The sequence below is a fragment of the Streptomyces sp. NEAU-YJ-81 genome (genome assembly GCF_017592595.1).
Lineage (GTDB): Bacteria > Actinomycetota > Actinomycetes > Streptomycetales > Streptomycetaceae > Streptomyces > Streptomyces hygroscopicus_B.
In genome coordinates, this window is record NZ_JAGFNO010000001.1 from 153,617 (window position 1) to 177,555 (window position 23,939).

27 protein-coding genes and 1 pseudogene are annotated in these 23,939 nt (G+C 66.6%); 19 read left to right on the forward strand and 9 right to left on the reverse strand.

From position 1 onward, the window contains the following. Positions 1–5 precede the first annotated feature (5 nt). Both J5X86_RS00660 and J5X86_RS00665 read right to left on the reverse strand, forming a co-directional pair. Positions 6–356 (reverse strand): hypothetical protein, encoded by a 351-nt coding sequence (locus J5X86_RS00660; protein ID WP_030836282.1) that lies wholly within the window; start codon positions 354–356, stop codon positions 6–8. Between the two features lie 184 nt (positions 357–540). Continuing rightward, positions 541–1,326 carry a GntR family transcriptional regulator gene (locus tag J5X86_RS00665; RefSeq protein WP_119990282.1) on the reverse strand — a complete coding sequence of 262 codons (786 nt, stop codon included), beginning with the start codon at positions 1,324–1,326 and terminating at the stop codon, positions 541–543. A 111-nt stretch (positions 1,327–1,437) separates the two neighbouring features. Here J5X86_RS00665 and J5X86_RS00670 point away from each other — a divergent pair, with 111 nt between their 5' ends. From J5X86_RS00670 to J5X86_RS00680, 3 genes are read left to right on the forward strand one after another with little or no spacing between them, the layout of a single operon-like run. Beyond that, positions 1,438–1,845 (forward strand): NUDIX hydrolase, encoded by a 408-nt coding sequence (locus J5X86_RS00670; protein ID WP_208515615.1) that lies wholly within the window; start codon positions 1,438–1,440, stop codon positions 1,843–1,845. A gap of 45 nt (positions 1,846–1,890) precedes the next feature. Further along, positions 1,891–2,319 carry an ATP-binding protein gene (locus J5X86_RS00675; RefSeq protein ID WP_208514895.1) on the forward strand — a complete coding sequence of 143 codons (429 nt, stop codon included), beginning with the start codon at positions 1,891–1,893 and terminating at the stop codon, positions 2,317–2,319. Further along, positions 2,313–2,726 carry a hypothetical protein gene (locus tag J5X86_RS00680; RefSeq protein ID WP_119990276.1) on the forward strand — a complete coding sequence of 138 codons (414 nt, stop codon included), beginning with the start codon at positions 2,313–2,315 and terminating at the stop codon, positions 2,724–2,726. Before J5X86_RS00675 ends, J5X86_RS00680 begins: the two co-directional genes overlap by 7 nt. Positions 2,727–3,079: 353 nt before the next feature. Here the strand turns inward: J5X86_RS00680 and J5X86_RS00685 are convergent, their stop codons facing one another. After that, positions 3,080–4,153: a hypothetical protein gene (locus tag J5X86_RS00685; protein WP_199817090.1), complete on the reverse strand. Its 1,074-nt coding sequence runs from the start codon at positions 4,151–4,153 to the stop codon at positions 3,080–3,082. A gap of 2,928 nt (positions 4,154–7,081) precedes the next feature. Here J5X86_RS00685 and J5X86_RS50295 point away from each other — a divergent pair. From J5X86_RS50295 to J5X86_RS00695, 4 genes and pseudogenes are all read left to right on the forward strand, one after another. Beyond that, positions 7,082–7,411: a hypothetical protein gene (locus J5X86_RS50295; protein WP_243979172.1), complete on the forward strand. Its 330-nt coding sequence runs from the start codon at positions 7,082–7,084 to the stop codon at positions 7,409–7,411. Then, on the forward strand, positions 7,411–7,857 hold the full coding sequence (locus J5X86_RS50300) for a nucleotidyl transferase AbiEii/AbiGii toxin family protein (protein ID WP_308124409.1): 447 nt from the start codon (positions 7,411–7,413) through the stop codon (positions 7,855–7,857). Before J5X86_RS50295 ends, J5X86_RS50300 begins: the two co-directional genes overlap by 1 nt. Before the next feature lie 25 nt (positions 7,858–7,882). After that, a complete protein-coding gene (locus tag J5X86_RS50305) occupies positions 7,883–8,053 on the forward strand; it encodes a hypothetical protein (protein WP_243979173.1) in 171 nt (56 codons plus the stop codon). Between the two features lie 248 nt (positions 8,054–8,301). Then, positions 8,302–9,145 (forward strand): annotated as a pseudogene (locus tag J5X86_RS00695) (oxidoreductase). A gap of 503 nt (positions 9,146–9,648) precedes the next feature. Here the strand turns inward: J5X86_RS00695 and J5X86_RS00700 are convergent. Further along, the gene (locus J5X86_RS00700; RefSeq protein ID WP_208514896.1) at positions 9,649–10,326 is read right to left on the reverse strand and encodes a hypothetical protein; all 678 of its coding nucleotides are present in this window, start codon (positions 10,324–10,326) and stop codon (positions 9,649–9,651) included. Next, positions 10,317–10,883 (reverse strand): RNA polymerase sigma factor, encoded by a 567-nt coding sequence (locus J5X86_RS00705; RefSeq protein ID WP_208514897.1) that lies wholly within the window; start codon positions 10,881–10,883, stop codon positions 10,317–10,319. Before J5X86_RS00705 ends, J5X86_RS00700 begins: the two co-directional genes overlap by 10 nt. A gap of 290 nt (positions 10,884–11,173) precedes the next feature. Between J5X86_RS00705 and J5X86_RS00710 the strand changes: the two genes are divergently transcribed. The 8 genes from J5X86_RS00710 to J5X86_RS00745 all read left to right on the forward strand — a co-directional run bounded on the left by J5X86_RS00710 (position 11,174) and on the right by J5X86_RS00745 (position 15,194). Then, positions 11,174–11,659: an Asp23/Gls24 family envelope stress response protein gene (locus tag J5X86_RS00710; protein ID WP_208514898.1), complete on the forward strand. Its 486-nt coding sequence runs from the start codon at positions 11,174–11,176 to the stop codon at positions 11,657–11,659. Positions 11,660–11,740: 81 nt separating this feature from the next. After that, entirely contained in the window at positions 11,741–12,001 is a 261-nt protein-coding gene (locus J5X86_RS00715) for a hypothetical protein (RefSeq protein ID WP_208515687.1), read from the forward strand. After that, positions 11,998–12,456 (forward strand): Asp23/Gls24 family envelope stress response protein, encoded by a 459-nt coding sequence (locus tag J5X86_RS00720; protein WP_208514899.1) that lies wholly within the window; start codon positions 11,998–12,000, stop codon positions 12,454–12,456. Before J5X86_RS00715 ends, J5X86_RS00720 begins: the two co-directional genes overlap by 4 nt. A gap of 223 nt (positions 12,457–12,679) precedes the next feature. Next, positions 12,680–13,186, forward strand: coding sequence for a DUF6286 domain-containing protein (locus J5X86_RS00725; protein ID WP_208514900.1), 507 nt, complete (start codon positions 12,680–12,682; stop codon positions 13,184–13,186). Positions 13,187–13,227: 41 nt separating this feature from the next. After that, positions 13,228–13,827: an alkaline shock response membrane anchor protein AmaP gene (locus tag J5X86_RS00730; RefSeq protein ID WP_208514901.1), complete on the forward strand. Its 600-nt coding sequence runs from the start codon at positions 13,228–13,230 to the stop codon at positions 13,825–13,827. A gap of 108 nt (positions 13,828–13,935) precedes the next feature. Next, a complete protein-coding gene (locus tag J5X86_RS00735) occupies positions 13,936–14,091 on the forward strand; it encodes a DUF6131 family protein (RefSeq protein WP_208514902.1) in 156 nt (51 codons plus the stop codon). A gap of 255 nt (positions 14,092–14,346) precedes the next feature. Next, complete coding sequence (locus J5X86_RS00740; protein WP_208514903.1) at positions 14,347–14,847, forward strand: DUF5994 family protein; 501 nt, start codon at positions 14,347–14,349, stop codon at positions 14,845–14,847. A gap of 86 nt (positions 14,848–14,933) precedes the next feature. Next, on the forward strand, positions 14,934–15,194 hold the full coding sequence (locus J5X86_RS00745) for a hypothetical protein (protein WP_208515616.1): 261 nt from the start codon (positions 14,934–14,936) through the stop codon (positions 15,192–15,194). 221 nt (positions 15,195–15,415) lie between these two features. On the opposite strand, the gene J5X86_RS00750 is transcribed toward J5X86_RS00745, so the two are convergent. Continuing rightward, positions 15,416–16,531, reverse strand: a complete 1,116-nt coding sequence (locus tag J5X86_RS00750) for an acyl-CoA desaturase (RefSeq protein WP_308124410.1) — start codon at positions 16,529–16,531, stop codon at positions 15,416–15,418. 772 nt (positions 16,532–17,303) lie between these two features. On the opposite strand from J5X86_RS00750, the gene J5X86_RS00755 reads away from it, so the two are divergent. After that, a complete protein-coding gene (locus tag J5X86_RS00755; protein ID WP_208514905.1) occupies positions 17,304–17,573 on the forward strand; it encodes a hypothetical protein in 270 nt (89 codons plus the stop codon). A gap of 200 nt (positions 17,574–17,773) precedes the next feature. Next, positions 17,774–19,012 (forward strand): PP2C family protein-serine/threonine phosphatase, encoded by a 1,239-nt coding sequence (locus J5X86_RS00760; protein WP_208514906.1) that lies wholly within the window; start codon positions 17,774–17,776, stop codon positions 19,010–19,012. 4 nt (positions 19,013–19,016) lie between these two features. On the opposite strand, the gene J5X86_RS00765 is transcribed toward J5X86_RS00760, so the two are convergent. Next, positions 19,017–19,592 carry an ABATE domain-containing protein gene (locus J5X86_RS00765; RefSeq protein WP_208514907.1) on the reverse strand — a complete coding sequence of 192 codons (576 nt, stop codon included), beginning with the start codon at positions 19,590–19,592 and terminating at the stop codon, positions 19,017–19,019. Positions 19,593–19,674: 82 nt separating this feature from the next. On the opposite strand from J5X86_RS00765, the gene J5X86_RS00770 reads away from it, so the two are divergent. Together J5X86_RS00770 and J5X86_RS00775 are read left to right on the forward strand one after the other, a co-directional pair. Further along, positions 19,675–20,847, forward strand: a complete 1,173-nt coding sequence (locus tag J5X86_RS00770) for an epoxide hydrolase family protein (protein WP_208514908.1) — start codon at positions 19,675–19,677, stop codon at positions 20,845–20,847. 272 nt (positions 20,848–21,119) lie between these two features. Beyond that, positions 21,120–22,052 (forward strand): MerR family transcriptional regulator, encoded by a 933-nt coding sequence (locus tag J5X86_RS00775; protein ID WP_308124411.1) that lies wholly within the window; start codon positions 21,120–21,122, stop codon positions 22,050–22,052. A 79-nt stretch (positions 22,053–22,131) separates the two neighbouring features. On the opposite strand, the gene J5X86_RS00780 is transcribed toward J5X86_RS00775, so the two are convergent. Both J5X86_RS00780 and J5X86_RS52765 read right to left on the reverse strand, forming a co-directional pair. Further along, positions 22,132–22,791 carry a DUF1707 domain-containing protein gene (locus tag J5X86_RS00780; RefSeq protein WP_208514909.1) on the reverse strand — a complete coding sequence of 220 codons (660 nt, stop codon included), beginning with the start codon at positions 22,789–22,791 and terminating at the stop codon, positions 22,132–22,134. A gap of 228 nt (positions 22,792–23,019) precedes the next feature. Beyond that, positions 23,020–23,805 (reverse strand): helix-turn-helix domain-containing protein, encoded by a 786-nt coding sequence (locus J5X86_RS52765; protein ID WP_208514910.1) that lies wholly within the window; start codon positions 23,803–23,805, stop codon positions 23,020–23,022. Positions 23,806–23,939: the final 134 nt, after the last annotated feature.

The window sequence follows — 23,939 nt, forward strand, 5'->3', positions numbered from 1 at the left end:
CAGGTTCAGGCCCCCGCGCCGACGGATATGGCGGCCGGGGCGATGGCCTCGGCGCGGAAGGCGATGCCGTGCCGCTGCTGCCCGTTGAACACGGTGTCCCAGGGCCGGGCGATCAGCCCGATCAGCGTGACCGGCGAACCGAGGGCCAGCCCCTCCGTCACGCCGCTCTCCGGCACGGTGACCTGGAGCAGCGAGGATTCCCCGCCGTCGATGTAGACGACGCCGAGCCGCATCAGCGTCTCGCCGCTCTGTGCGTCCTTGGCAATCTCGCCGGTCTGCCGGTCCTTCACCTTCGGCTCCGGCGCCTCAGTCAGCAGAACCGTGGCGCCAGAGGTCTCAACTCGGATGGAACGCAACTACTTCTCCTTCTCTCACGAACAACGCACCTAGTTGTGTAGATGAGTTGCGGCCTTCGAACCCGAACGAGCGGGAACGGGGACCACCATGCCACACAGCTTGCCCACTCGTCTATACGAGTATGCGTCTTCGTGTGTACGAGTCAGAAGAAGCAGCCCGGGGCCACAACGCCCCGGCCATGCGTCAGTTGGCAGGAAGCTGGTAGGCGAGGACGTACGCGTCAGCGGCCATCACGGTGTCACACACCTCCACCGCCCGCCCCTCACCGTCGTAGGCAGTCCGGACCAGATGAATCACCGGCACCCCGGAAGCGAGCTGGAGCGTACGCACCTCGGCAGGCGAGGGCATCCGGGCCCGGATCTCCTCATCGAAGTGATCCAGGCGGTGCCCCATCTCCTCCAGCCGGGCATAGATGCCACCGGGGCCGGGGTTGGGCTGCGCGATCGGGGTGTTCCGCGCCAGGTCGAGCGGCAGATACGAGGTGGCGAACTCCACCGGCCGCCCATCCAGCAGATAGCGCCGCCGCCGAGCCAGCACCTTACGAGGCGAACCCAGCCGAGCCGAGATGTCCGGCGACGGCCGCTCCTCCTTCACCTCGAGGTTGTCCACCTCCGGGCGACTGCCCGCCGCCTCGGCCTCCACGGTGAAGGCAGCCTTCCCCTGATCCCGATGCCGCCGCGCGAACCGGTCCGAAGCCAGCCGCCGCACAGGCGGCCGGGGCCGCACGAAGACCCCCTTGCCGTGCTCAGACACGGCCAGCCCCTCTTGCTGGAGCAGCGACAGAGCGTTCCGCACGGTCATCCGCGAGACACCGAAGTGGTCGACCAGCTCAGTCTCCGAGGGCAGCTTGTCGCCCTCCCGGAAACGCCCTTTGTCGATCGCTTCCCGCAGCGCGTCGGCGATCTGCCGGAACACCGCCCGGTCACTCGTCGGGTCCAATACACCCAGAACGGAAGTCAGGGAAGGCATGTACACATACTCCTTTAGGTATCTAGACGAGCGGCTGACCGGGATTGCTACGGTGGAGAGCCTAGCCAGCCGAGAGGGCCGAGGAACGTGAGCACTGAGCGCCCGCACTCCGTGAGCGTCGCCGGAGTCATCGTCGACGACGCGGGCCGTGCGCTGCTGATCAAGCGACGCGACAACGGTAAGTGGGAACCGCCCGGCGGCGTGCTCGAACGCGAGGAAACCATCCCCGACGCCCTGCAACGGGAAGTCCTCGAAGAGACCGGAGTCAAGATCGCGCTTCCCGCGACCCTCACCGGCGTCTACAAGAACATGACCGGCCTGATCGTCTCCATAGTCTTCCGCTGCGAGGCCATCGACGGCGCCCCGACCACCGGAGCCGAGACCCGCGCTCTGCGCTGGGCCACCCGCGACGAGGTCACCGAGCTCGCCGACGAGGCATACGCGATCCGCGTCCTGGACGCGCTCGACAACACATCCCCGCCGGCCATCCGCGCCCACGACGGCGTACGACTCATCTAGCACGCACCCACGCCCCATAGCCCCTACCAGCACGAAGGAACTTGTATGGACGAGTATATGAGTGCTCCGCGAGTTTGGGGCCTGATGTGCCCAGGATCCCGAGAAGAAGTCACCCGCGCTCGCCGCTGGACCCGCGACATCCTCAGCAACCACCCATGCGCCGACGACGCCGAGCTGATCGTGAGCGAACTCGGCAGCAACGCCCTCACCCACACCGCAAGCGGCAGCCCCTACGGAACCTTCCAGCTCACGCTGTCTCTCTCACCCCGCACCGTCGCGATCTCCGTCACCGACGAGGGAGGCCACCCCGAAGAACCCCGCCATACGGAGGCCGACGCAGACGACACCCACGGCCGCGGATTAAGCATCGTCATGGCACTCGCCCGCCGCCTGGACATCACCGGCAGCCAGCACGGCCGCACCGTCACCGCCCAACTCGTAGCACCCGAGCAGGCAGGAGTCACCACATGCTGAGGCCCCTGCTGCACCCCGGCTACTGGTGCGAGTGCTGGAGCCGTTCACCAGCCACAGGCCCCCGCTCGGTCCTCCTCGCCTCCATCGAAACCAACAGCCCCAGCGAGGCCACCAACTGGGTCCGCATCACCGTGCGAACCATCGCCTCAGCACTCGACCGCGAAACAGCCCACAAGGCATGGGACTGGGTCACCTACGGCCACAAGGAAGCCGAAGACGCCCTCACCAACGGCGAAGCGACCACGTTCGCACTCACCCAGCACGACACTCACATCGAATGGATCATCCGGCCGGTCATCTTCCTACCCCTCGCCCATCGCGAATCCCGACGCCTTCCGGCATGCGCCGAACAGTTCACCTGCCCCACCACACACAAGATCGCCCGACACCAGGCCAACGGCCACTGAGTTACAACCTTCTTTACGGGTTCAAGGCGGCTCGCTCCGCTCACCGCGCGCGGCCCGGCCCCCGGCCGGGCCTGCGCTCCTGTCTCCGCCCCGCTCCAGCCCAGCCGCCGCCCGTGCCGCGCACACAGCAATCAGCCGCCTGACGTCAGAGAAGGGGTACGTCGTGGCTGGCGCCGGTCGGCTCCACGGCTTTAGGCAGCCACTTTGGGGCGAGCCTCTAAGATCATGGCCCCAACGTCGTGCTTTACCGGGCAGGTCCACAGACTGCCCGACGCGCCGCAAGCTTACGGGGCCATGATCACTCGCCCCAAAGCAGCTCCAGCCCAAAGCCGCTCCACCGACCTACGTCACGCTCACTGGCGACCCAGGAACCCTGCGAGCTGGGCGTGACGCTTCAACGTAGTGCGAATAGCATCCTTGATTGAAGATGGCCGCGTATTCTCCGTCGAGTATGCCTTCAGCTCGACGATCACCGAGTCCTGCTGGGCACCAGGCCGCTGAACTAGAACGTCTGCCCTGACCTTACTATGAGGCGTCTTAATCTCCTGCTCATGCTCAGCGTCGAAACCAATCGCCTTCAAGCAGAGCGCAATACGCCTACCAAGCTGGGTGGGCATAGTGGTTACACCTTCGTACCACTCTCTCGCGTTCCGCGCCCTCGCAGACTCACGCTCCCGCAGAGGGCTAAAGGTGCTGGGGTCCCAGTGCTCGCTGATGATCGACGCGAAGTGCGAGTTCTCCAGACGGTCCAAGTAGGAGCGGCTCGGCGTTACGTCAGCCTTATCGAGATCCTTGCAAAGAGGGTGGAGGTCAGCAGCAGCAATGGGCACGAGGCGAACATCGAAGTAGAGTCGCGCCCGGTTGAGCTCAGAGAGCGGAAGACTCTGTCGATCGTCTTCGTTGAGCTCGCGATAAAACGCATTCCAATCGAGCTTGTACCCGTCTCGCGCATTAGTGAAGCCCGCAACTCGTGTAATGCGAAGACCATCTGTCACCGGCCACAACATCACGACTTGATAGCGCGAGATGTCATGCAACTTAGTGGTGTAGGAAGCGAGCTCTTCTGCAACCTTCTCAATTGCAGCGCCGATAGTGGGAGACTTATCGGAGAAATCCTCCACATCTGAAGAGAGGACTTCAAAGTCAGCAAGTGGTTGGTTCTTGTTGTGGAAAGCGAAAGTCTCTTCGACAATTTCAGGCCACTCACCCCGCGCGGGCCCGGAAAGCTCGAAATCGCCACTTAGCAGGATGCGCTCATTCCTAGAAGTAGCCGCAGCCAAGTCCGCCTGAAATTCCCTGCTAGTGGTCAGCCAAAGAAACAGAACGGGGCGCTGCCTCAACTCTCCACGATCAAGAAGGCTAAGCCGTTCGACGAACTGCGAGGGAATGGCCGTCTTTTCAGCCACTCGCTCCTCGAATTGATCCACTACAGCAATTATCAGCTGGGCTTGGTTTCGGTACCCGTCGACTGCCCTCAACTCTTCAAGCAGAGCGGCCTCCGATGCAATTGCTGAACGACTAAGTTCGACGACCTTGCATTCGGGAAGGTGTGTAGCCAGCTCACGAGCAGCCGAACTCTTCCCCGACCCGCTCCGACCAAAGATGGGTAGGAAACGAATTCCGCCCGTGATCTGCATGCTGGCGTGGGCCCGCTGGACCTGCGCGAGCAACTGACGATTCGGCCGGAGACGACCCCTGAAGGCAGGGTCGAGGTCCTCATAGCGGGAAGGTAGGCGCGCCAACATGTCCTGAGTATAGGCGACTTGCGCGTAGTTGCGGTGACTACGCCGACTGCATGCTGGCAGCACACGCGAGCGCCCTCCCGGGCCGTCCTCGGGCCGTGGAAGGGCGCTCAATGGTGACCAACGTCGACAGGTGCCGACAGCTCGGCAGCAGGTCAGGGCGTTGATCGGTTAGGCGGCCGCAGGTCACGGCCGCCGTAGGTCAGTTGTGGCTTGGTAGAGCGCGTACTAGCGCCACCATGCTGCACAAGCTACTGACGGCCGCGGCATGAAACTGTCAGGAGAGGAGCGCGGCCAGAAAAGTCAGGCTGAAGCCCCACCAGTCGTACGGCTCAGGCTGGAGCTTGGCGGGGCCGGCGGACCAGTTGCCTACTCCCTTGTTGCCTGAGCAGGCGGCAGGAGGCGCTGACTGAGCAGCGTCCCTGCAACTGTGCGCCGGGGAGGTGGTCTTGCGCCCTTGAGCCTAGGAACTTACTGTCGGGACCCCTGGAGGGTGCAACTTTATTGGGGGAGAGTACACGTGGACTTCAGTTCCTTAGTACAAGAGTTAGGGACCCCTGCCAACCTCGTTGTGAACTCTGAGGCAGAACTCGCGAAAGAAGTCGAAAGGGAGGCCCGCGAGAGGACCGGCCCTAAACGCGGAGCTTCCTATCTGTATCGGAAGCCGGTGTATCCAATAGACTCTTCCCTGTTCAACGGAATCGTATCTAGCCCGGCAGAAGTGCTACGCGAATTGGGGCTGGCGACCACTTTTATTACGGCCTCACCGTTTGCAGATATAGCCCGCCACTGGGCCCATGTACGTTACTGTGCGACCCTGGCTAGTAACCAAAAAAGGATCCTGGCCTTAACTAAAAGCGGGTCTGATGTTGTCCATCATCACAAGATGGTCCAATCTGAGCAATTAGGCATTGGCTTGGCTCTGGTGGTAGCCAAGCGGATACTTGAACGAAAATATCCTGGCTGGCTGTTTTCCAGCGTAGACGTAGATGTGGCCTTGCATGCTGGTTTCATTGACGGAGTAGGGCCGGTCCGGCAGAAAAATAAGACAACAATGCGTCCGGACTACTTCTTGGTCGGACAGCGCGCTGGAGGCGGAACCTCGGGCTGTAAAGTATATGCACTAGAATGCAAAGGGACCCACGGCAGCGCGTATCACGCCAGACAGCAGCTGGCTACCGCCTCTTTGCAAGTAGGTTCTATCGAATTGGGATCACGGACTCTGCCGAGTCTTATAGTAGCCTCTCGCCTCTCTACGGCGGGAATATCGATAAACGTGTTTGATCCGCCTGGCGATGACGATCTGTGGACTGGTGAGTACGGGCAATTCGATGAGCTAATATCAGCGGATCCAGGGCCGCAGCAGTGGACATCGGGCAGGCCAACTTTTGAGCAATTCATGGCACGGCGAAGAGAGCTCTCTGGCATAGAGGGCGAGCCCGACGAGGAGGAGTTGCGATCCTCCCGTGCCGGTTATGAAGCGAACGTAGACGACCTGCCAGTCGTTTTCCGGATACCCGAGGACGGCAAAAAGTGGCTGTTTCGCACCCTTGCGAGGAATGCTGCTCATTCCATCCTGAGATTCGCTGGAGATAATAGCTCGGCTTCGCGGTTTGCTACTACGAGAGCCAGTGAGCACGAACGTCTCCCGATAGATGGTTTGACTCCGGACTGGCAAGACTTCACGGTAAGTTCCGAATCTAGGATTCGCTCGCATAAATTCATCGGTGTCGAGTATTCGATGCCACTCCCCAATGGCGCTTCTCTCGAAATATTTAGAGGTGTCGAGAAGGGAGTGTACGAAAGTCTTCGTGAAGGGAAAATCAGTTCCTACCTGAGACGAGCTAATCGACTACGCGACTCATGGCAAGCCGTCTCGGACGGAGCGAATGGGAATCGCATCGCACACCATGCGATCTCGGTCGGGAACGACGGGACCGGCCTGCGAGTTCGCGTGGTTCGGCGATCCACAAACTAACCAGTGGAGCGCGCTGTATGTGACGGTGCGTGCCACAGCCGTGCCGCATAGTGCGGTCAACCATGGTCAACGACAGTTCGCCCCAGTCAAAATGAGCCAGTGACCTGCCCTGCCTCCACAGCCGGAGTGGCCTGCGCACCACAGGCCGCAGTGGTCGCCCGTTGATCGAACTCCGAAAGCGGGTGTCGGTCCGCCTGACGCGGCTCCTCGCGCTGACGTATGCGCGATGGCTCAATGCTTGCTGCCCAGTAAGACCGCGGAGCAGGGTCGTGCCCGATGCGTGCCCGATGGGGCGGTGAACCACGGTCAATCAAGGGCTGCCACGAGCCGGACGGTGGGGCTCTTCTCCACCCGTCCCAGCAGGTCAGAGTGGGTTTTCAGCGCACTAGACCCCGTGATTCCCAAGCTCAGAGCGCGGGTTCGATTCCCGTCACCCGCTCCACAGCGAAGGCCCAGGTCAGAGACCTGGGCCTTGTTTGTTGCCCAGATGGTTCAGTTGCCCAGACGGTTCAAAGGTCACCGTGCCCGTTCCGTGCCAGATGGCTGTCGCGCGTGTCCGGCGGCCACGTTCACTCCCCCGTGCGCCGATCCGCACTGTCGATGCGCTCGGCAGTCCCCTCGGGCATGCTGGATCCATGAGCAGGTATGCAGCGGCGAAGCCGTACGTACTGCCGAAGTCGCTCGACGGGCTGGCCGGGCCGACGGTCGGCAGTGTCACGCTGCCGCGCCACATCGACTGGGGACCGCGCTACGTCTACGACCTGACCGACGAGGCCGACCTCCGGCTGATGTACGAGCGGGTCATCCGCGAGGCCCAGACACGCCAGGACCTCGACGCATATCTGAACGCGATGTCCCTGCGGAAAGTGTGGCGCGAGCTGTTCCTCCCCCTCCCGGTCAAGACGGCGTGGGAAACCCGCTTCCCCGAGCTCCGCGAACCGGGCGCCACGACAGCGGCCGCCTAGTGGACGAGCTGCACCGACAACTGATCCGCATCGGCCTGGACGCGCTCGCCGAGGACTACGGATACGCCCTCGCGGGCGGCTACGCCGTCCAGGCCCACCACATCGTCAACCGAATCAGCGACGACGTGGACCTCTTCGCCCCCTTCGAGAGGGCGAGGCGGGGGATGAGCCAGGCCGCGGAGCGGATCACCACCGCCTACGAAGCCGCCGGATACACCGTTGAACAAGCCCACTTGACCCACACCTACACCAGGTTGAACGTCACCGACCCTGGCTCGGGGACGCAGAGCAAGGTGGAGCTTGTCGCTGAATTCCTGCACCACACACCAGTCGACTCCGACCTGGGCCCAGTCCTGCACCGCGACGATGTCGCCGCAGGCAAGACCAGCGCACTGTTCACCCGAGCCGAGGTCCGCGACGTCATCGACGTCGCGGGGCTGTTGTAAGGCCGGCTACACCCGCGAACAGCTCATGGAACTCGCCGCCCAGAACGACGCAGGCTTCGACCACCGCATGTTCGCCGACTCACTCGCCCGCGTCCAGCGGTACACCGACAAGCAGTTCGCCGCCTACGACCTCAATGCCGAGGAGGCCGCCGCGATCCGCGACACCTTCGCCGACTCGCAGCAGCAACTCCTTTGAACCGGCGCTCTCCCCCCGACAGCGCGGGCCGCCGCTCCTATCTCCGCCGCGCTCCAACGCGGCCTCCATGCCTCGCGACAACAGCCAGCGCCTTGGCTAAGGCTCGCATCGGGCAAGGCCAGGGGCCACTCGGTCACAAAGCAGGCAGGTCCAAAGCCTGCCCAAGTCGCCAAGCAGCGTACGGCCTTTGGCCATGCCCGACCCCAAAGCGGACAGGCGACCGCCCAAACCCACTCCGCCGACCTCAACTGCGCCGCCACAGCGGCATCGGCATCGGCATCGCCACCGTCGAGGCGCTGGCCGCCGCGGGCGCCCATGTGGTGCTCGCGGTACGGGACCCCGAGCGCGGCGAGGCCGCCGCCGCGCGCGTGCACGGCAGCGTGGAGGTACGCCGGCTCGACCTGGCCGCCCTCGCCTCCGTGCGTGAGTTCGCCGCCGCCTGGCGGGGCGATCTGGACCTGCTCGTCAACAACGCCGGCGTCATGAACACCCCGGAGTCCAGCACCAAGGACGGCTTCGAGACGCAGTTCGGGACCAATCACCTGGGCCACTTCGCCCTGACCAACCTGCTGCTGCCGCACATCACCGACCGTGTGGTGACCCTGTCGTCCGAGGCGCACAAGAAGCCGGGCACCCCGCACATCCACTTCGACAACCTCAACCTCACCGGCGAGTACCAACCGAGGAAGGCATACAGCCAGTCCAAGCTGGCCAACCTGCTGTTCACACTGGAACTCCAGCGCCGCCTCGCCGCATCGCACTCGCCCGTGCGCGCCCTGGCCGCGCACCCCGGCTGGGCCAACACGAACCTGCAGCGCCACGACGGCAGCGCGCTGAGCCGCGTCATCATGCGGGTCGTGGCCCAGGACAACAAGGCCGGCGCACTGCCGACCCTGTACGCCGCCGTCCAGGACCTCCCCGGCGCGAGCTACGTCGGCCCGGACGGCTTCGGCGAGGTGCGCGGCACCCCGACCCTGGTCGGCCGCTCCCCCGGCGGCCAGCGACCCGGCGACGGCCCGGCACCTGTGGACGGTCTCCGAGGAACTGACCGGCGTCACGTTCCCGCAGCCGGCCGCGGTCACCGGAGCGTGAGCGCACCGCGTCCCTACTACCGCCGCCCGGGGTCGGTCAGCCGCACGCGACCGGCTGCCGCTGAGAACGGGGCGGCGCCTGTTTCGGGCTGCGGGAGGGTTGTCGGCATCACGGGTCGGTAGTCCCGGGATGGAGTGACGGGCGGTGTCCGGTGGTGCGGGTAACCGTAACGACGACGGTGACGGGTCCGGGTATCCCGTGGCGGGTCACACGTGCATCGACCGCCGATCGGACGCTTTCATGAACGTCGCGTGCGGTGTCCAGAGCGCGGCGGTCTTCGTTGAGCACACAGCGGACTTCGACGTGCCAGGCGCCCGTTCGGGGAGCGCGTTCGGCGTGGATGCCGGTCTCGGGGAACGGCGCGGCGGAGCCGAGAGTTCGACGGACTCGGGTAGCGGCTTCGGCCAGGGACTGGCGGAGGCTGGGCTGCAGTTCGGCCACCCCCGGGACTGCCAGCGCCGCTCGGGCGGCAGTCCGCTCGACACCGGCCGTATGGACGGCGGTCACCGTCCGCTCCCGTCTCGTAGCGTGGGTTCCTCGGAGGCTGTGGGCTTCAGGGGCTTCAGGGGCTCCAGGGGCTCCAGTACGGACACGATTCTCAGGTCGATGGTGCTGACGGCGAGGCCGAGCTCGTGCCCAGCGGCATGAGCGACGGCCCGGCGCACCTCGGTGGCCCTGCCGGGCAGGGGTTGGTCGAGCGTGACGGCGAGGGTCATGGCGATGGTCACCCTGGTGCTCCCCTTCTCAGGGGCCAGGCGGCAGCTCGCGGCGCGCACTCCGGGGACCCGGTCGGCGGCCCGGCGCAGGACCTTCGCCGCCGCCGCCTCCGCGATCCGCAGTTCTCGTGTGGGATCGTCCAGGGGCAGTATGCGACCGAGCCGTACCTCGGCGCGCACCGCGCGCATAACCCGGTCCGCGACAGTGTGGGCGCTGGGGCGTTCCGCACGCAGGGTGCGGGTGGTGCTGTCCAGGGCTGTCAGTCCCTCGACCGCCTGCCGACAGAACGCGCAGCCCTCCGTGTGAGGGTCGGGCTGATCGCCGGCGGCGCGGGCCTGCTCCCAGGCGTGGCCCACCAGCCGCCCGCAGGGCAGCCGTTCGTCCCCGATGAGCCGTGCCGCGTCGGCGTCCTGGGCGGTCGGAGCGTCGCACAGGGGCGTGGCACGCGGGTCGTCTAGCGCCATGAGGCCATCTCCTTCATCAGGGTGCGCCGGGCCCGGAACAGCCTGCCGCGTACGGTCTGCTCGCTCTCGCCCACCACATGCGCGATCTCCTCGTACGACAGCCCGTGCAGCTCCCTCAGGATCCAGCAGGCACGCTGGGTGGGCCGCAGGTCCCGGAGCGCTTGAGTCAACGCCGCCGCGGCGGCCGCGCTTTCGGCTGCCCGGGCGGGTTCGCCACCGGCATCGTGGGCCGCCGGCTCGGAAACGGCGTCCAAGGAAACGGAACGGGCCTGCCCGCGCCGGACATTGAGGCATCGGTTGGTCACGATGCGGTACATCCAGGTGCGGAACGAGGCGTCCCCGCGGAACTCCGGAAGCCGCCGCCATGCGCTGATGAGGGCATCCTGCACCGCCTCCTCGGCGTCCGAGAGGTTGCCCAGCATGTGGTACGCCAACCCCAGCAGCGGTCCGCTGTGACGCTGGACCAGTACGGCGAACGCGTCGTCGTCACCTTCGGCGGCCCGGGCCACCAGCAGTCCGTTGTCCAGATCACGAAGGTCGTCTCCGGTCTCACCCATCCTCTCGGCCGGGGGAGGATCCGACCCGGTGGGCTGGCACAAAGCCGCGTACCGGGTGGGTGAGAGTCCTCCCTGCTTCGCATCCACTGTTCGCTTCCCACACGATTCGCGTCCTGGACGGCGTCACCGCGGCTCCCGCCCCTGTCCGCTTGATGACGGCAGTCCCGCTAAGCCCCTTGACCAGCCTACGTGACGCACGCCACAGAAAAGTGTGACGATTTCTGACTTTTTGTGTCCATTCTTATGACGGGCGCTGCTGCGGTGTCCGTCTCCCCCTCAAGGAGAACGTCATGACGGACACGACGCCCCGCCCGGGCACTGAAAGGCACTGGTCTGCCGATGAGACAACGGCACAGCACAGTGCGAAGCACAGTCTCGACGCACCGGACAGCCGTGGGCGGACCACGATCGCGGACACCGTCGCGGAGAAGATCGCCGGAATGGCGACTCGCGAGGTTCCGGGCATCCACAACCTCGGCTCCGGCATGGCGCGGACCATCGGGGGCGTCCGTGAGCGGATGCCCGGCGGACAGCCCAGCATCACCCGCGGTGTACACGTCGAGGTGGGCGAGCACCAGACGGCTGTGGACCTGGACGTCGTCGTCGACTACGGATTCCCCATCGTCGACGTCGCCGCGGATGTCCGCACCAATGTCATCGCGGCCGTGGAACGCATGACCGGTCTGGAGGTCGTCGAGGTGAACGTGGCCGTCGACGACATCAACCTGCCAGGGGACGAGGAGGAAGGCGAAGGCGACGAACACCGGGTGGAGTGATCTCCCCCCGGCCTCCGCCCCTGCCGTGCGGCTACGTCGCGCACGGGAAGGAGGCGACCACGTGAGACTGGTGAATGAACGATGAACACAACTGTGGTGGGACTCCTGACCGGCCTGACACTGGGTTTCGCCGGTTACTTCGGCGGCTTCGGGGCTTTCATCGTGGTGGCGGCCCTGGGCTTGGTGGGCCTGATCGTCGGCCACCTGGCACGCGGCGATGTGCATGTCACCGACTACGTACGCACCCGCGAAGGCGATGGACACCGGGCGCAGACCTTCCAACGCCGCCGGAGCGACCACGGACCCACCCCCGGCACTGAGCACAGGGGGCGTGTGCGATGAGCACCCAGCCCCCGTCCCGTCCCCTCCGAGGCGGCCCGGGAAGCGAGGGCACGGGCACATCCCGCGAAGGCACGGGCACATCCCGCGAAGGCACGGGCACATCCCCCCTCCCGCCGCCCGCCCTGCGCGGCGCGACACTGATCCCCGACACCGTGGTGGCCCGCATCGCGGTCCGGGCGGCACACGAAGCCCTTACGCGGCAAGGAGGCAAGCCCCCCGCACGGCTCGGACTGGGGACACCCCGCACCAAGGCCACCGTGCACGACGGCTCGGCCCGCCTCGGTGTCTCCTTGGAGCTGCCCTATCCCGTCGACATCGCCCGCGCCGGCGGCGAGATTCGGCACTACATCGCGGAACGGGTGGCCCATCTGACCGGCCTGCGTATCGACGGCATCACCGTGTCCGTCCAGCGACTCGTCGCCAGTCATGGCCCGCGACGAGGACGAGTCGAATGACCCGGCGGCACCCGCCCGCGACAGGAGGATCATGACTTCCCGCACCCCGAACACCCCGCCGGGCCCCGGCGGCGATCCCCCTCGACCGCGGCCGGACACCATGGCGGCTCCGGCCGGGAATACGCCGCACCACGATGCGCCGCCCGTTGAACCGCCGCGGCAGCAAACGGCGTTGGAAGAACGCTCCCGCCGTCCATGGGGAGCGCGCCGGGCCCCCGCGGGCATGGCCGCCGCACTGATCCTGCTCGGAGCGGGCGCGCTGCTCTTCGAAGCGGTCTGGATACGCACCGGACACCAGGCCGCTGCCTGGTGGACACGTTTGACCGACGAACTCGCCACCCGCCCGGTGGACGACGTCTGGATCCTCACCGGCGCCGCGATCGCGGCCGCCCTCGGCCTGTGGCTGATCGTCCTGGCCCTCACCCCCGGCCTGCGTCCCCGATTGCCGTTGCGGGTCCCCACCGACGGCCACGGGCGGATGCGTGCCGTGCTCGACCGCAAGGGTGCGGCGCTGATCCTGCGCGACGCCGCCCTGCGGGTCCCCGGGGTCAGCGCGGCGCGGGTCCGGGTGCGCCGCCGCCGGGTCACAGTCCGTGCCGACGTGCGCTTCCGCGACCCAGCCGACGTCAAGGACGAACTCGCCGACGCCGTCCGGCGCGAAGAACGCGACCACCTCGCCCTGGCCCGGACCCCGCGGCTGGCGGTCCGCGTACACCGGAGCCCGACCTGACGGCCGTAGCGCCGGGGCCCCGATATGCACCGGAGAAGACGATGAGGGAACACACCACGACCAACCGCGTTCTTCTGGCCCTGCTCGGACTCGTACTGCTGGGCGGCGGCCTTCTGGTGCTCGCCGGCGGTGCCGACAGCTACCGTCGCCTGCACCTCACACCGCCCGCCGGCTGGCCGCTCACCACTCCGTACAACGTCCTGATCCCCCGCGCCGACCAGATCCAGTGGACTGACCAGGGCTGGTGGTGGCCGGCCGCCATCGCAGCACTGACCCTGCTCATGCTGCTCGCCCTGTGGTGGCTGCTGTCCCAACCCCGGCGACGGCACTCCCGCCGGCTGTCCGTCGGACACACCCCCCGGGACACCGTGACGGTCAACGACCACGCGCTGCGCGACGCCCTCACCACCGACCTCGACGCGCTGCCCGGCGTCCGGCGGGCCCGGACACGCTTCCTCGGGCCTCCCACTCACCCGCGGGCCCGTATCGGCCTCACCCTCAGCCCCGGTAGTACTCCGGAGCACGTACTGAAGGACCTGCGCGACGCCGCCGATCGAGCCCGCCAATCAGCTGGTTGGGACCGCCTCCCCACGGATGTCCGCTTGGGCGTTGCCCGCCATGGCCCGCACCGTGCCGAATGACGTCAGGTCCGGCTCCGCCCCCTCGCAGCAGTGAGGGAACGAGTTGGCGTAGTGCCTGATTCGGGGCGACAGTGGAAATGGAGCATTCTCGAAAGATCGGAGGACCCCATGATCGTCCTCGGGATCATTCTCCTCGTCGTCGGCTTTCTGACCGGCATTGCCATCCTGTGGACCATTGGAATCATCGTCCTCGTCATCGGAGCGATCCTCTGGGTCCTTGGCGCCGTCGGGCACGCAGTCGGTGGGCGTCGGCACTACTGGTAGCAGGGCGGCAACGCTGTTCGACCCCGCCTGAGACAGGCGCAGGCGCATGAGGCATCAAGACGCGCGATCCGGTCGTCGGTGATCAGTCGTGTCGGCAGTTCTTCCGTGCGCGTCGGAGGCCAGGCCGACGCGCACGATGGGCAGTACAGTGAAAACACCGGGAGTACTTCGCACACCGGCTTCCACGCGGGTGTCGTTCTCGGCGAGCGACAACACCGGGACGTTGCGAGACGCGCCCGGGGACAGGTCCGCGCCATGACCGTGGCCATCGACCGTACGACCCCTGATGAGCGCGTGCCCTCCCCACCGGCCCGCCTGTCACTGACGCCGACCAGCCCGGTTCCAGGTCTTCTGGACGGTGCGTGGTGGCCTCGCTCCCGCGATCTCCTCCGTGAGCTGCCCGCCCTGACGGACGTGTTGGACGCACGCTGGGGCCGTATCACGCGCGTCTCCGTGAACCCGGCCCACTGGCCCGTGATCCCGCGCAAGGTGCCTGCGACCGGGCACACGGTGAAGGTGGGCTGGTTCACCGATGAGCAGGACCCGCACAAGTTGATTCTGCTCTCCTACACGACGGGCCGCTGGGACCTTCTGGTGATCCCGCCGGAGACGAGTGCGGCAGCCGCCGCCCGGCTGATGGCCGCCGCAGCCACCGTCGGCAGCCTCCTCACCGCGAGCAGTCTGATGGCGAACGAGACCGCCACCCATGCCCTCGCCCCCTCCACACCCCGACCACCGCGACGGGGCCGCGAATGACCCATGGCCTTCTCCTGACCTGGGCCGGTGGGCACGAAGCGAGGGCCCGCGCCCACCACCACGTCTTCCTGATGAACGAGGTCACCATGCAGCCACCGAAATCACCCTCGGCAGGGCGCGCCGAGGTACGTATTGTCGCCGCGTCCCCCGATGTCGCCCGTCAGGTCGCGGAGGTGCTCCGTCGTTGCTTCGCCGGCACCGAACAGCGGAGCTACCCGGCCGCCGCGGACGGCGGAACCCTCCTCCATCTCACCGTGGACACCGCGCACACGGCAGAGCCGGCGCGGTCCTGGCTGGTAGCAAGTCGGTCCTCCGGGCAAGACCCCGCGCAGACGGACCACGTCTGAAGGGGTTCAGGGCGCCGTCGGCCCGCGTCGGCGCCCGACGCCCGACGCCCGGCGTCGCCGGAAGAACTTCTGGACGCGAAAAGTCTCTGATGCCGGAAAAGCGCACCAGACATAGCATGGGAGTGGGCCGGTGCACTCTCACGTGCGACCGACCCGAAAGGGCGGCCCCGGTGTTTCTGCGCCGGGGCCGTTGTCTCCTGTGGATCAAGGCCATGCCGGGGTCATGCCCGACGTTCGGCCCGCAGTGGGGCCCCCACCGCGTGGAGATGACGCAGCACCTGCCGGTACGAGTCCACCAAGCCCGTCTGTTCGTAGGGCAGGGCGAGCTCGGCACAGTAGGCGCGGATCAGGGGCTGGGCCGCCGGCAGAGCGGTTCGGGGCATGCTGGGGAACAGGTGGTGTTCGATCTGGTAGTTCAGACCGCCGAGCACGAAGTCGATGACCCGCCCGCCCCGTACGTTGCGCGAGGTGAGGACTTGGCCGCGCAGGAAGTCCGGTCGGTCATGCTCCCCCGGCATCGCCATCCCCTTGTGGTTGGGGGCGAAGGAAACCCCCATGTACAGGCCGAAAAGGGCCTGCTGGACCACAACGAACGCCAGCGCCTTCAGCGGCGAAAGGACCACGAGCACAACGGTGAGATACGCCGCCACGTGCACGAGCAGAGCCAGTACCTCGACCGGGAGAGGAGCGGGAGCACTCGTCCGGCCCCTGCGCAGCGCCCGGAATGTGGCCACATGCAGTGCCCAGCCCTCCAGCAGCAGCATGGGGAAGAAGAGGCGGGCCTGGTGGCGGGTGATGAAACCGGCCACACCCGTACGCCCACGAGCCTCGTGATCGATGAAGACCACGGCGCCGGTCTCGATGTCGGGGTCGCGGCCGACCTGGTTGGGATGGGCGTGGTGACGGTTGTGCTTGGCCACCCACCATCCGAATCCGAGACCGATGAAGAGATTGCCGAACACCAGCCCTGTCGCGTCGTTTGCCCGCTTGCCGTGGAATAGCTGGCGGTGGCCCGCTTCATGGCCGCGGAACCCGCACTGTGTGAAGGCGAAGGCCAACACCGCGGCGACGGTCAGCTGCCACCAGGAGTCGCCGATCAGGAGGAAGGCCGCCCAGCCACCGGTCAGGAGGAGCAGCGTGACAGCCAGCGCCGTGACGGAACGCAGTGGCCGGTGCCGCAGCAGTCCCGCGTTTCTGACCTGGCGGGAAAGCAGCGCGTAGTCACTGCCCGGGGATCGATCACGGATCGTCTTGGACCCGCCCGGGATGTTTCCGGAGGGCTCGGCCCGCGGAGCCGAAGGGCTTGAGGAAGTCGAGGAAGTTCCAGCCGACCCCACGCCGACAACGGGGGGTTGACTGAAGTCTGAGGACGCCATGGATCTCGATCCTGATCGGTGTCAGCCGTCAGCCCCCAGCCATCAGCACTCAGCCGTCAGCACTCAGCTGTCAGCGGCACGCGGATGCGGGCTGTTCATGCGGTGCGGTGCCATCGGAGCGGCAGCCCTCGCAGGTCACCACGGGGGGACAACCATCGCGCGGATCAACCGGTCCGCTTGGCCGGTGCTCGGACCACGTCGCCCGTAACCCTGACGCGGACGACGTGAGCTGTGTATACGCCCTCTCCGAGCCCGTGGTCCGGACCGTGTCGTGAATCGCGAAGGATCGTGAAGGATCGTGAATCGCGAAGGACGGCCGGCTGTGGCGGGGGAACCGCCATTCCGGATCGCCCTTCTTCCTCTTCACCGTACTCCCCGCGCGCCGAGGAGGCATGTTCCCGTGCGGCCCGGCGGCCACAGACGCGCTCCAGCGTCCGGACGAGAGTAGGGTGGCGCTACCCACGCGCATCTCGGGTGGCGTCATCGCCGCGGCGTCAGCCTCGGGAACAGTAGGCCGGGCAGCCACCGCCGAGATGAGAGCCCGACCACCGGTCGCCACATCGCGTGCAGCGAATCGTCGGGCCCGAGCGCCGACCGACCGCCGGGCCCGCAACGGCCCAGAGCAGATCAGTAACGCTCCCTGAGCACTACGGAACCAACCGCAACACACCCGGCCCTTGCCACGGGTCCTTTGGGCCCACTGTCGCGCCATGAGCAAGAGGAAATGGTTCACATGTATTCATCTGACGCCATCTCGAGCCGCCGTCGCAGTCACTCCGAACCGACCGAGGAGATGGTGGCCGGACTGGTCTGCGTCGTCTGCCGCACCGACTACCGGCGTGCCCCGGACACGGACGCGATGGTGGTCGCGCACGACAGCGGCAAACAACTGCTCGCTTGCGAGGGTGTCTGCGCGCGTATGGCCGGCGGGTCCGTCAACGGTTCCGACGGGACGCCTCTTCCGCTGGTCGAGCGCATGCACAGGTATGAGGCCGAGCACTGATGCCGTACCCGGCGCTTCGCCGGGGCGCACATCGCTCTTCGCCCGCCTCAGGCACCAGTCGCGCGCTCCGGCGGCCTGGCGCCAGGTGTCGCGGGCTCCCATGTGCGCGATGCTGGAGTGGCGGAGGCAGCGGGGCCACAGTGGCGAACAGCCCCAAGGACCGCCTCCGCGCGAGGGCGGTGCGGCGAGACGAGGTCGCCATGGCAGACGGTGAACAGGACTTCCGTAAAGTCACAGTGGACCGGTCGGAGGGATTCGGGGAGCGGCTGCTGGGTGTGCTGCTGGACCGGGCGCACGAGATGCCACCCCAGCTGATCGCCCCACTCGTCGCCGAGGAAGTGAGCAGGATCGGCGGGCGGAACGTCTCCATCCTCCTCCAGGACTACGACCAGCTGATGCTGGCTCCCCTGCCAGGCATGAGACTCATGGTCGGGGAAGCCGAACGGATCGACGACACTCAGGCCGGCAGGGCTTTTCTGAGCGCCACGACAGTAGAACAACCGCAGGCCGACGGCGTACGGATATTCCTGCCGCTGCTGGACGGCAGCGACGTGGTAGGGGTACTGGCCGTCACCCTGACCACTGTCGACGACGACGACCGGCGCTTGCTGCGGCGCCTCGCCGGCCTGATCGCCGACATGCTCGTCACCAAGAACAGCTACACCGACCAATTCTTCCGGGCCCGGCGACGTGAGCCGATGACGCTGGCCGCGGAGATCCAATGGTCGCTGCTGCCCCCGCTGACCATGGTCACACCACAGGTGGCAGTGGCCGGAATCCTCGAACCCGCCTACGACGTCGCGGGGGACAGCTTCGACTACGCCCTGAACAACGACATCCTGCACGTAGCCATCATCGACGCCATGGGCCACGGGCTGGACGCCGCCGTACTGGCCACCGTCGCCATCGGCGCCTACCGGCACGCCAGACGCGCCGACGTCGACCTCGCCGACCTGTACATGTTCATGGACACGGCCATCGACGCGCAGTTCGGGCCCGACCACTTCGTCACCGCGCAGATGATGCGCCTCGACATCGGAACCGGCCATCTGCAATGGGTCAACGCCGGACACCCGGCGCCCCTGCTGATCCGCGACCACCGCGTCGTCCAAGCACTGGAGAGCCCAGGCACCCTGCCCGTCGGCTTCGGCGGCGCCATCCCACAGATCAACGACCAGCTACTGTCCCGCGGCGACCGGATCCTCTTCTTCACCGACGGTCTCATCGAGGAGCACCGCGCCGGCGAAGAGCAGTTCGGCGAGGAACGGATGCTCGAATTCGTGGACCGAGCGGGATGCGTGGGAGAAGGCGTACAGGAAATGGTGCGCAGCCTGTCCCACACCCTGATGCGAGAACGCGGCGGGGTCACCACCGACGACGCGACGCTCTTCATGGTCGAGTGGTCTGGCGGCACCGCCGACCGCCTCGTCACGATATGAGCGGTCACTCCGCTGATCTGGGGTTTTTGCGCTGGTTGGCATTGAAGCGCGCTTTCTTCTGACGATTCCCACACGTGTTCATGTCACACCATTTGCGGGTGCGACTTTGGCTGGTGTCGAAGAAGGCGGCTTGGCAGGTTGGTGATGCGCACAAGGCCAATTTCCCGTCTCGTTCGCCTGCGATGATGCTGATCGCGTCGGCGGCGATCACGCCGAGTGCATCTTCCACGCAGGAAGCCGAGCTGAGCCGCCATCGCCGCTTACCCTCGGGCGTCAGGATCGCCGCGGCCCGACCCTGAGCGCTGCAGTCATTGATGACCTGGACAGCAGACGCAGGGAGAGCGTCCTGGATCGCGGCCGCTGTCGCGGCGGCGTGAATCGACTCCCTCAGTTCCCGAGCGAGGTCGAGCTGGTCAGTGGTACAGGAGTCCACGGCGAGGCCGTTCACTGCCAGCCAGTCGACGAGTCGGTGCGGCGTGGGAATGCGCTCCACAGCGTCGCCATGACGCTCCGACAGAGTCCCCGTGAAGCTGGTCGCCAGCACGCTACCGAGGCGGAAGTCAGGGAAGCCAGCACGCATGGAACCACCTTAGCTGGTTGCGGGCCGACATGAAGACATGCTAGAACCGCCTTAGCCGGTTCCGCCATGGCCAGGAGGTCTCATGCCCCGTCCAACCAGCGACGTGCAAGCATTTGAAGCCCACGCAAGTGACGCTGACCTCGACGATCTGCGCGCGCGGTTGGCCGCGGCGCGGCTACCGGAGGCTGAGACGGTCTATCGCGCCGCGCCCGGCCCTCGCCGATGGGAACAGGGCGTTCCGCTCGCCGACCTCGTCGATGTCGTGAGCTACTGGCGCACCGGGTACAACTGGCGGTCGTTCGAAGAGCGCCTTAACCGGATCGGCCAGTTCCGCACGACCATTGATGATCTGGGAATCCACTTCCTGCACCGCCGATCCGCGCGCGCGGATGCCACTCCTCTGCTCTTGACGCACGGCTGGCCAGACAGCATTGCTCGGTTCATCGATGTAGTGGACGAGCTGGCAGATCCGAAAGATGCGGACGTGCCGGCGTTCCACGTCGTGGTCCCGTCGCTACCAGGCTTTGGTTACAGCGAGAAGCCGGCCACCACCGGGTGGGGAACCGAAAAGATCGCGGCCGCATGGGTGGAACTGATGGGAAGGCTCGGCTACAGCAAGTTCCTGGCCCACGGTGGCGACTGGGGAGGCAATATCACCACGGTTCTCGCCGGCAGGTTCCCGGCGCACGTTCTCGGCATCCACACAACGTTCGCGGAGGGACCGCCCGGGTTGACAACGGACGGGCTGACGGCGGTCGAGCGCAAATGGACCGAGGAAACCCGTGATTTCTGGCGCCACCGCGCGGCCTACGCGAAGCAGCAGGCGACCCGACCGCAGACCATCGGCTACTCGCTCGTCGACTCACCGGTCGGGCTTCTTGCCTGGATCCTTGACAAGTTCGCCGAGTGGTCAGACACCGAAGACAGCCCGTTCGAGACGATTTCCAGAGACCGCATTCTCGACGACGTCACCCTGTATTGGCTGACGCGGACCGGCGCATCGGCGGCCCGCATTTACTACGAAAGCCACAACTCGCTCGACCCCGAACTTCGGGTCGACGTCCCGTCAGCACTCACTATGTATCCCCGCGACGTCGAAAAGTGTCCGCGCCCCTGGGCACAGGAGCGGTACCGACAAATCGTCCGATGGAGGTCGCCCGAAATCGGAGGACATTTCCCGTCGCTGGAGGTTCCCGAGTATTTCGTCAAAGACCTCCAAGAGGGCCTCGCGGCAGTGCTGGCCGCTAATCGGTGAACGCGGGGAAGGCCCTCCTTGCGCAGGACGCCGACGGATCGAGGTCGGCCTCGCTCGCCTTTACATTTTTGGCTGCACGTCGACAGGCAGGGCGAGACGGCCGCCGCCGAAGGAACTACTGGCACGGTCGATCTCACCGAAGAAGACCATGACGTCGTTCGGGTCCGCCGGTCCAGCTCGTTCCCGGCCTCGTCGTATCCGGCGTCGGCGATCCGTTGCAGCTCGCGCAGGTCGCCGGTCGCGGCCGCGCGGCGGGTGAGCAGGAACCCGGCGTGCATGGACCCCTCGTCCAACAGCTCGCTCAGCTCGCCGAGGTCGCCGGCCGCCTCGGCGAGGTCGGCCAGCCGGTCCAAAGCGGTCTCGTTGCCCTGATCGGCCAGCTCGCGCAGGCTCTCCCGGTTGAAATCCATGTGCGCCATGACGCCATGCTGCAACCCTGCCCCAGGGGAAGGGTCAAGTGGAACGATGGCCGGGTGATCACCATCGGGCAGCTGGCCGGGTACGTCGGAGTGTCGATCAAGACCATCCGCGTCTATCACGACAAGGGGCTGTTCCCCGAGCCCGACCGCGATGCGTCCGGCTACCGGCGGTACGGCGCGAACGACGCCATCGAGCTGATCAAGATCCGCACCCTCGCCGAAGCCGGCGTCCCCCTGGCTCGTATCCGGGACCTGAGATCAGCGACCGACGAGGAGTTCCAGCAGGCCCTGCGCGAGATCGACGAGGAGCTCACCGCTCGTATCCGTGGCCTGCGGGCAACGCAGGGGCGCCGGAGCCAGCTCGCCGCCGGGCGGCTGACACCGCTGCCCGGCGAGGTCGGTGCCCATCTGAAGCGCCTCGCTCGCTGGGGATTCACGTCTCGGTGGGTCGAGCTGCAACGCGACCTGTGGATCCTCGTGTTCGCCACCCACCCGGACCGCGCGATCACACTGTTCCACGACCAAGCCGAGTCCCTTGCCGACCCGGCACTGCGGCAGCTCTTCCTCGACTACGACCACGCGCACGATCTGAACGCCGACGATCCCCACCTCGACGACCTCGCCCGCCGGATCTCCGAGGCGACCCGGGAACGCTACGGCCCCGACGAACTGCCCGAGCTGGACGCGGCCTCCGAGATCCCCGCCCTCATCCAGGGCACGGTCAACGCCTCGTCCCCGGCATGGCAGCGGCTCGACACGCTCATTCGCGCACAACTGAACGCATGACTCGACGCATGACTCAACGCATACGGACGCACGGTCCCGGCTTGCGTGCGGAAATCAGCCGACCAGACCACGCATGGCGTCAATCACCTGCGGGAGGGGACGGGGGCCTGCGCAGCAGCCACTGCGCGAACGTCCGGCGCGGGGGCCGCACCACCACGCGGCCGTGGGTCTTCTGACCGACCAGCTCCACCCGCAGAGTGACGGGCGTATCAGGATTCGTCAGAGCCTGACGGTACTTGACCCTGCAGTGCAACAGCTGCAGACCGTCAGTATCAACCACGACACCCGGCCTTGTGACCAGCGTCAGGGTCTTCCCCGTCATGCCTACGTCGATCCGCAAGGTGTCGTGCGTGATCACGGCCTCAGTGAAGTCGAGCGTCACCCCGCAGAACGTCACCGCGAGCTCCAGCCTCCGCGGTACCACCCAGCGCCCCACGCGCTCTACCGCGCCGCTGTGGATCTGTTCGATCCGAACCGTGTCCTTGGCCTCTGCTCCAGTCCCGCCGACCGTAGCCGATACGGGCGGCAGGTCGGCGGTGAGCGCGGCCAGCTCGCTCAGAGTCCGCGCCGACAGGGCGACTTCCAGGCGCTCGTCCAACTCGTCCGCGGTCAGCAGGCCGTCCCCCGCCGCGATACGCAGCACATCCACCACCCGGTCCCGGTCCGCATGAGAGGCCCGCAGCTCGGGCGACGAGCCGGGGCCGGGGCGCTTCCCGGCGGGCGAGATCTCTCCCGACATGCTTCCGTCCTGGTCCTGTCGAAGTCCTGTCGAACGTCTCCGCCGTCTCCGCGCGGATGCGGACAGCGGCGCGAGTGGAAGACTAACGCTATATCGCGATATAGATCCGGGCCAAGCCCCCTCACGGAGAGGCGATGGCGAGCGTCGATTCCCGGCATGTGGCATCCATCATGCCGAGGCCCGGTCGCGGCAACAACCGCATCCCAGAGGCCAGTTCACTGCGGCCGTCTATCCGCGGTCCGGGCTTGGCGTGGCAGGGCTGTCCGGGGTCGTCGGCTCGGCGTTCGGCTCGGCGTTCGGCTCGGCGCTCATGTAGAGGATGTCGCGAGCCTGTTCTGTGGCGCGGGCGAGGCTTTCGGCGACGAAGTCGAGGAAGCGGGCGACGTTCTCCAGGCGGACGGCGGCCGGGGTGCCCGGGCCGAGGATGCCGACGCCCTGGCGTGAGATCTCGACCTGCTGGGTGAGGGCGCGGACGCTGGCGGCCATCGACTGGTACCAGAGGTTGTCGTCGATGACGTAGCGCTCTCGGCGGCGTTCGTCGCGTTCCCTGCGGACGAGGGACTGGCTCTCCAGGAAGGTGATCGATTTGGAGATGGACGCCGGGCTGACCTGAAGACGCTGGACCAGTTCAGCGGCGGTCATGCTGCCGGAGTCGGTGGTGAGGAGGCAGACCATCACCCGCGCCATCATCTTGTTGGACAGGCCCGATTGCATCATGACGGTGGTGAACCGCTCTTCGTACTCGGCCACGGCCTCGGGGTCGCGTCCGTGCGGCAGGGCGGCCGGCTCCGCTCCCCGGGACGAGGCGGGCTTGCGCCGGTGGGCGCGGCGTTCGGTGGCGCGGTGGGCCAGGTCCGCGCGGTAGCCGGTGGGGCCGCCGTTGCGCATCACCTCACGCGTGATCGTCGAGGTCGGACGCTCCAGGCGGCGGGCGATCTCGGCGTAGGGGAGGTTGTCGGCCAGCCCCAGCGCGATCTGCTGACGGTCCTTCTGAGTGAGCCTGCCGCCCGGCATCGCGCCCTCCTTCGTGTTGTCCGATGCCCCACAGCATAGCGTTCACATGCAATCCATTGCAACGTTCGGTGAACCCAAGTTGCATTACGTTCAGGACCATCGCAACGATTATTGGGCCTCCACCTGCATAGATA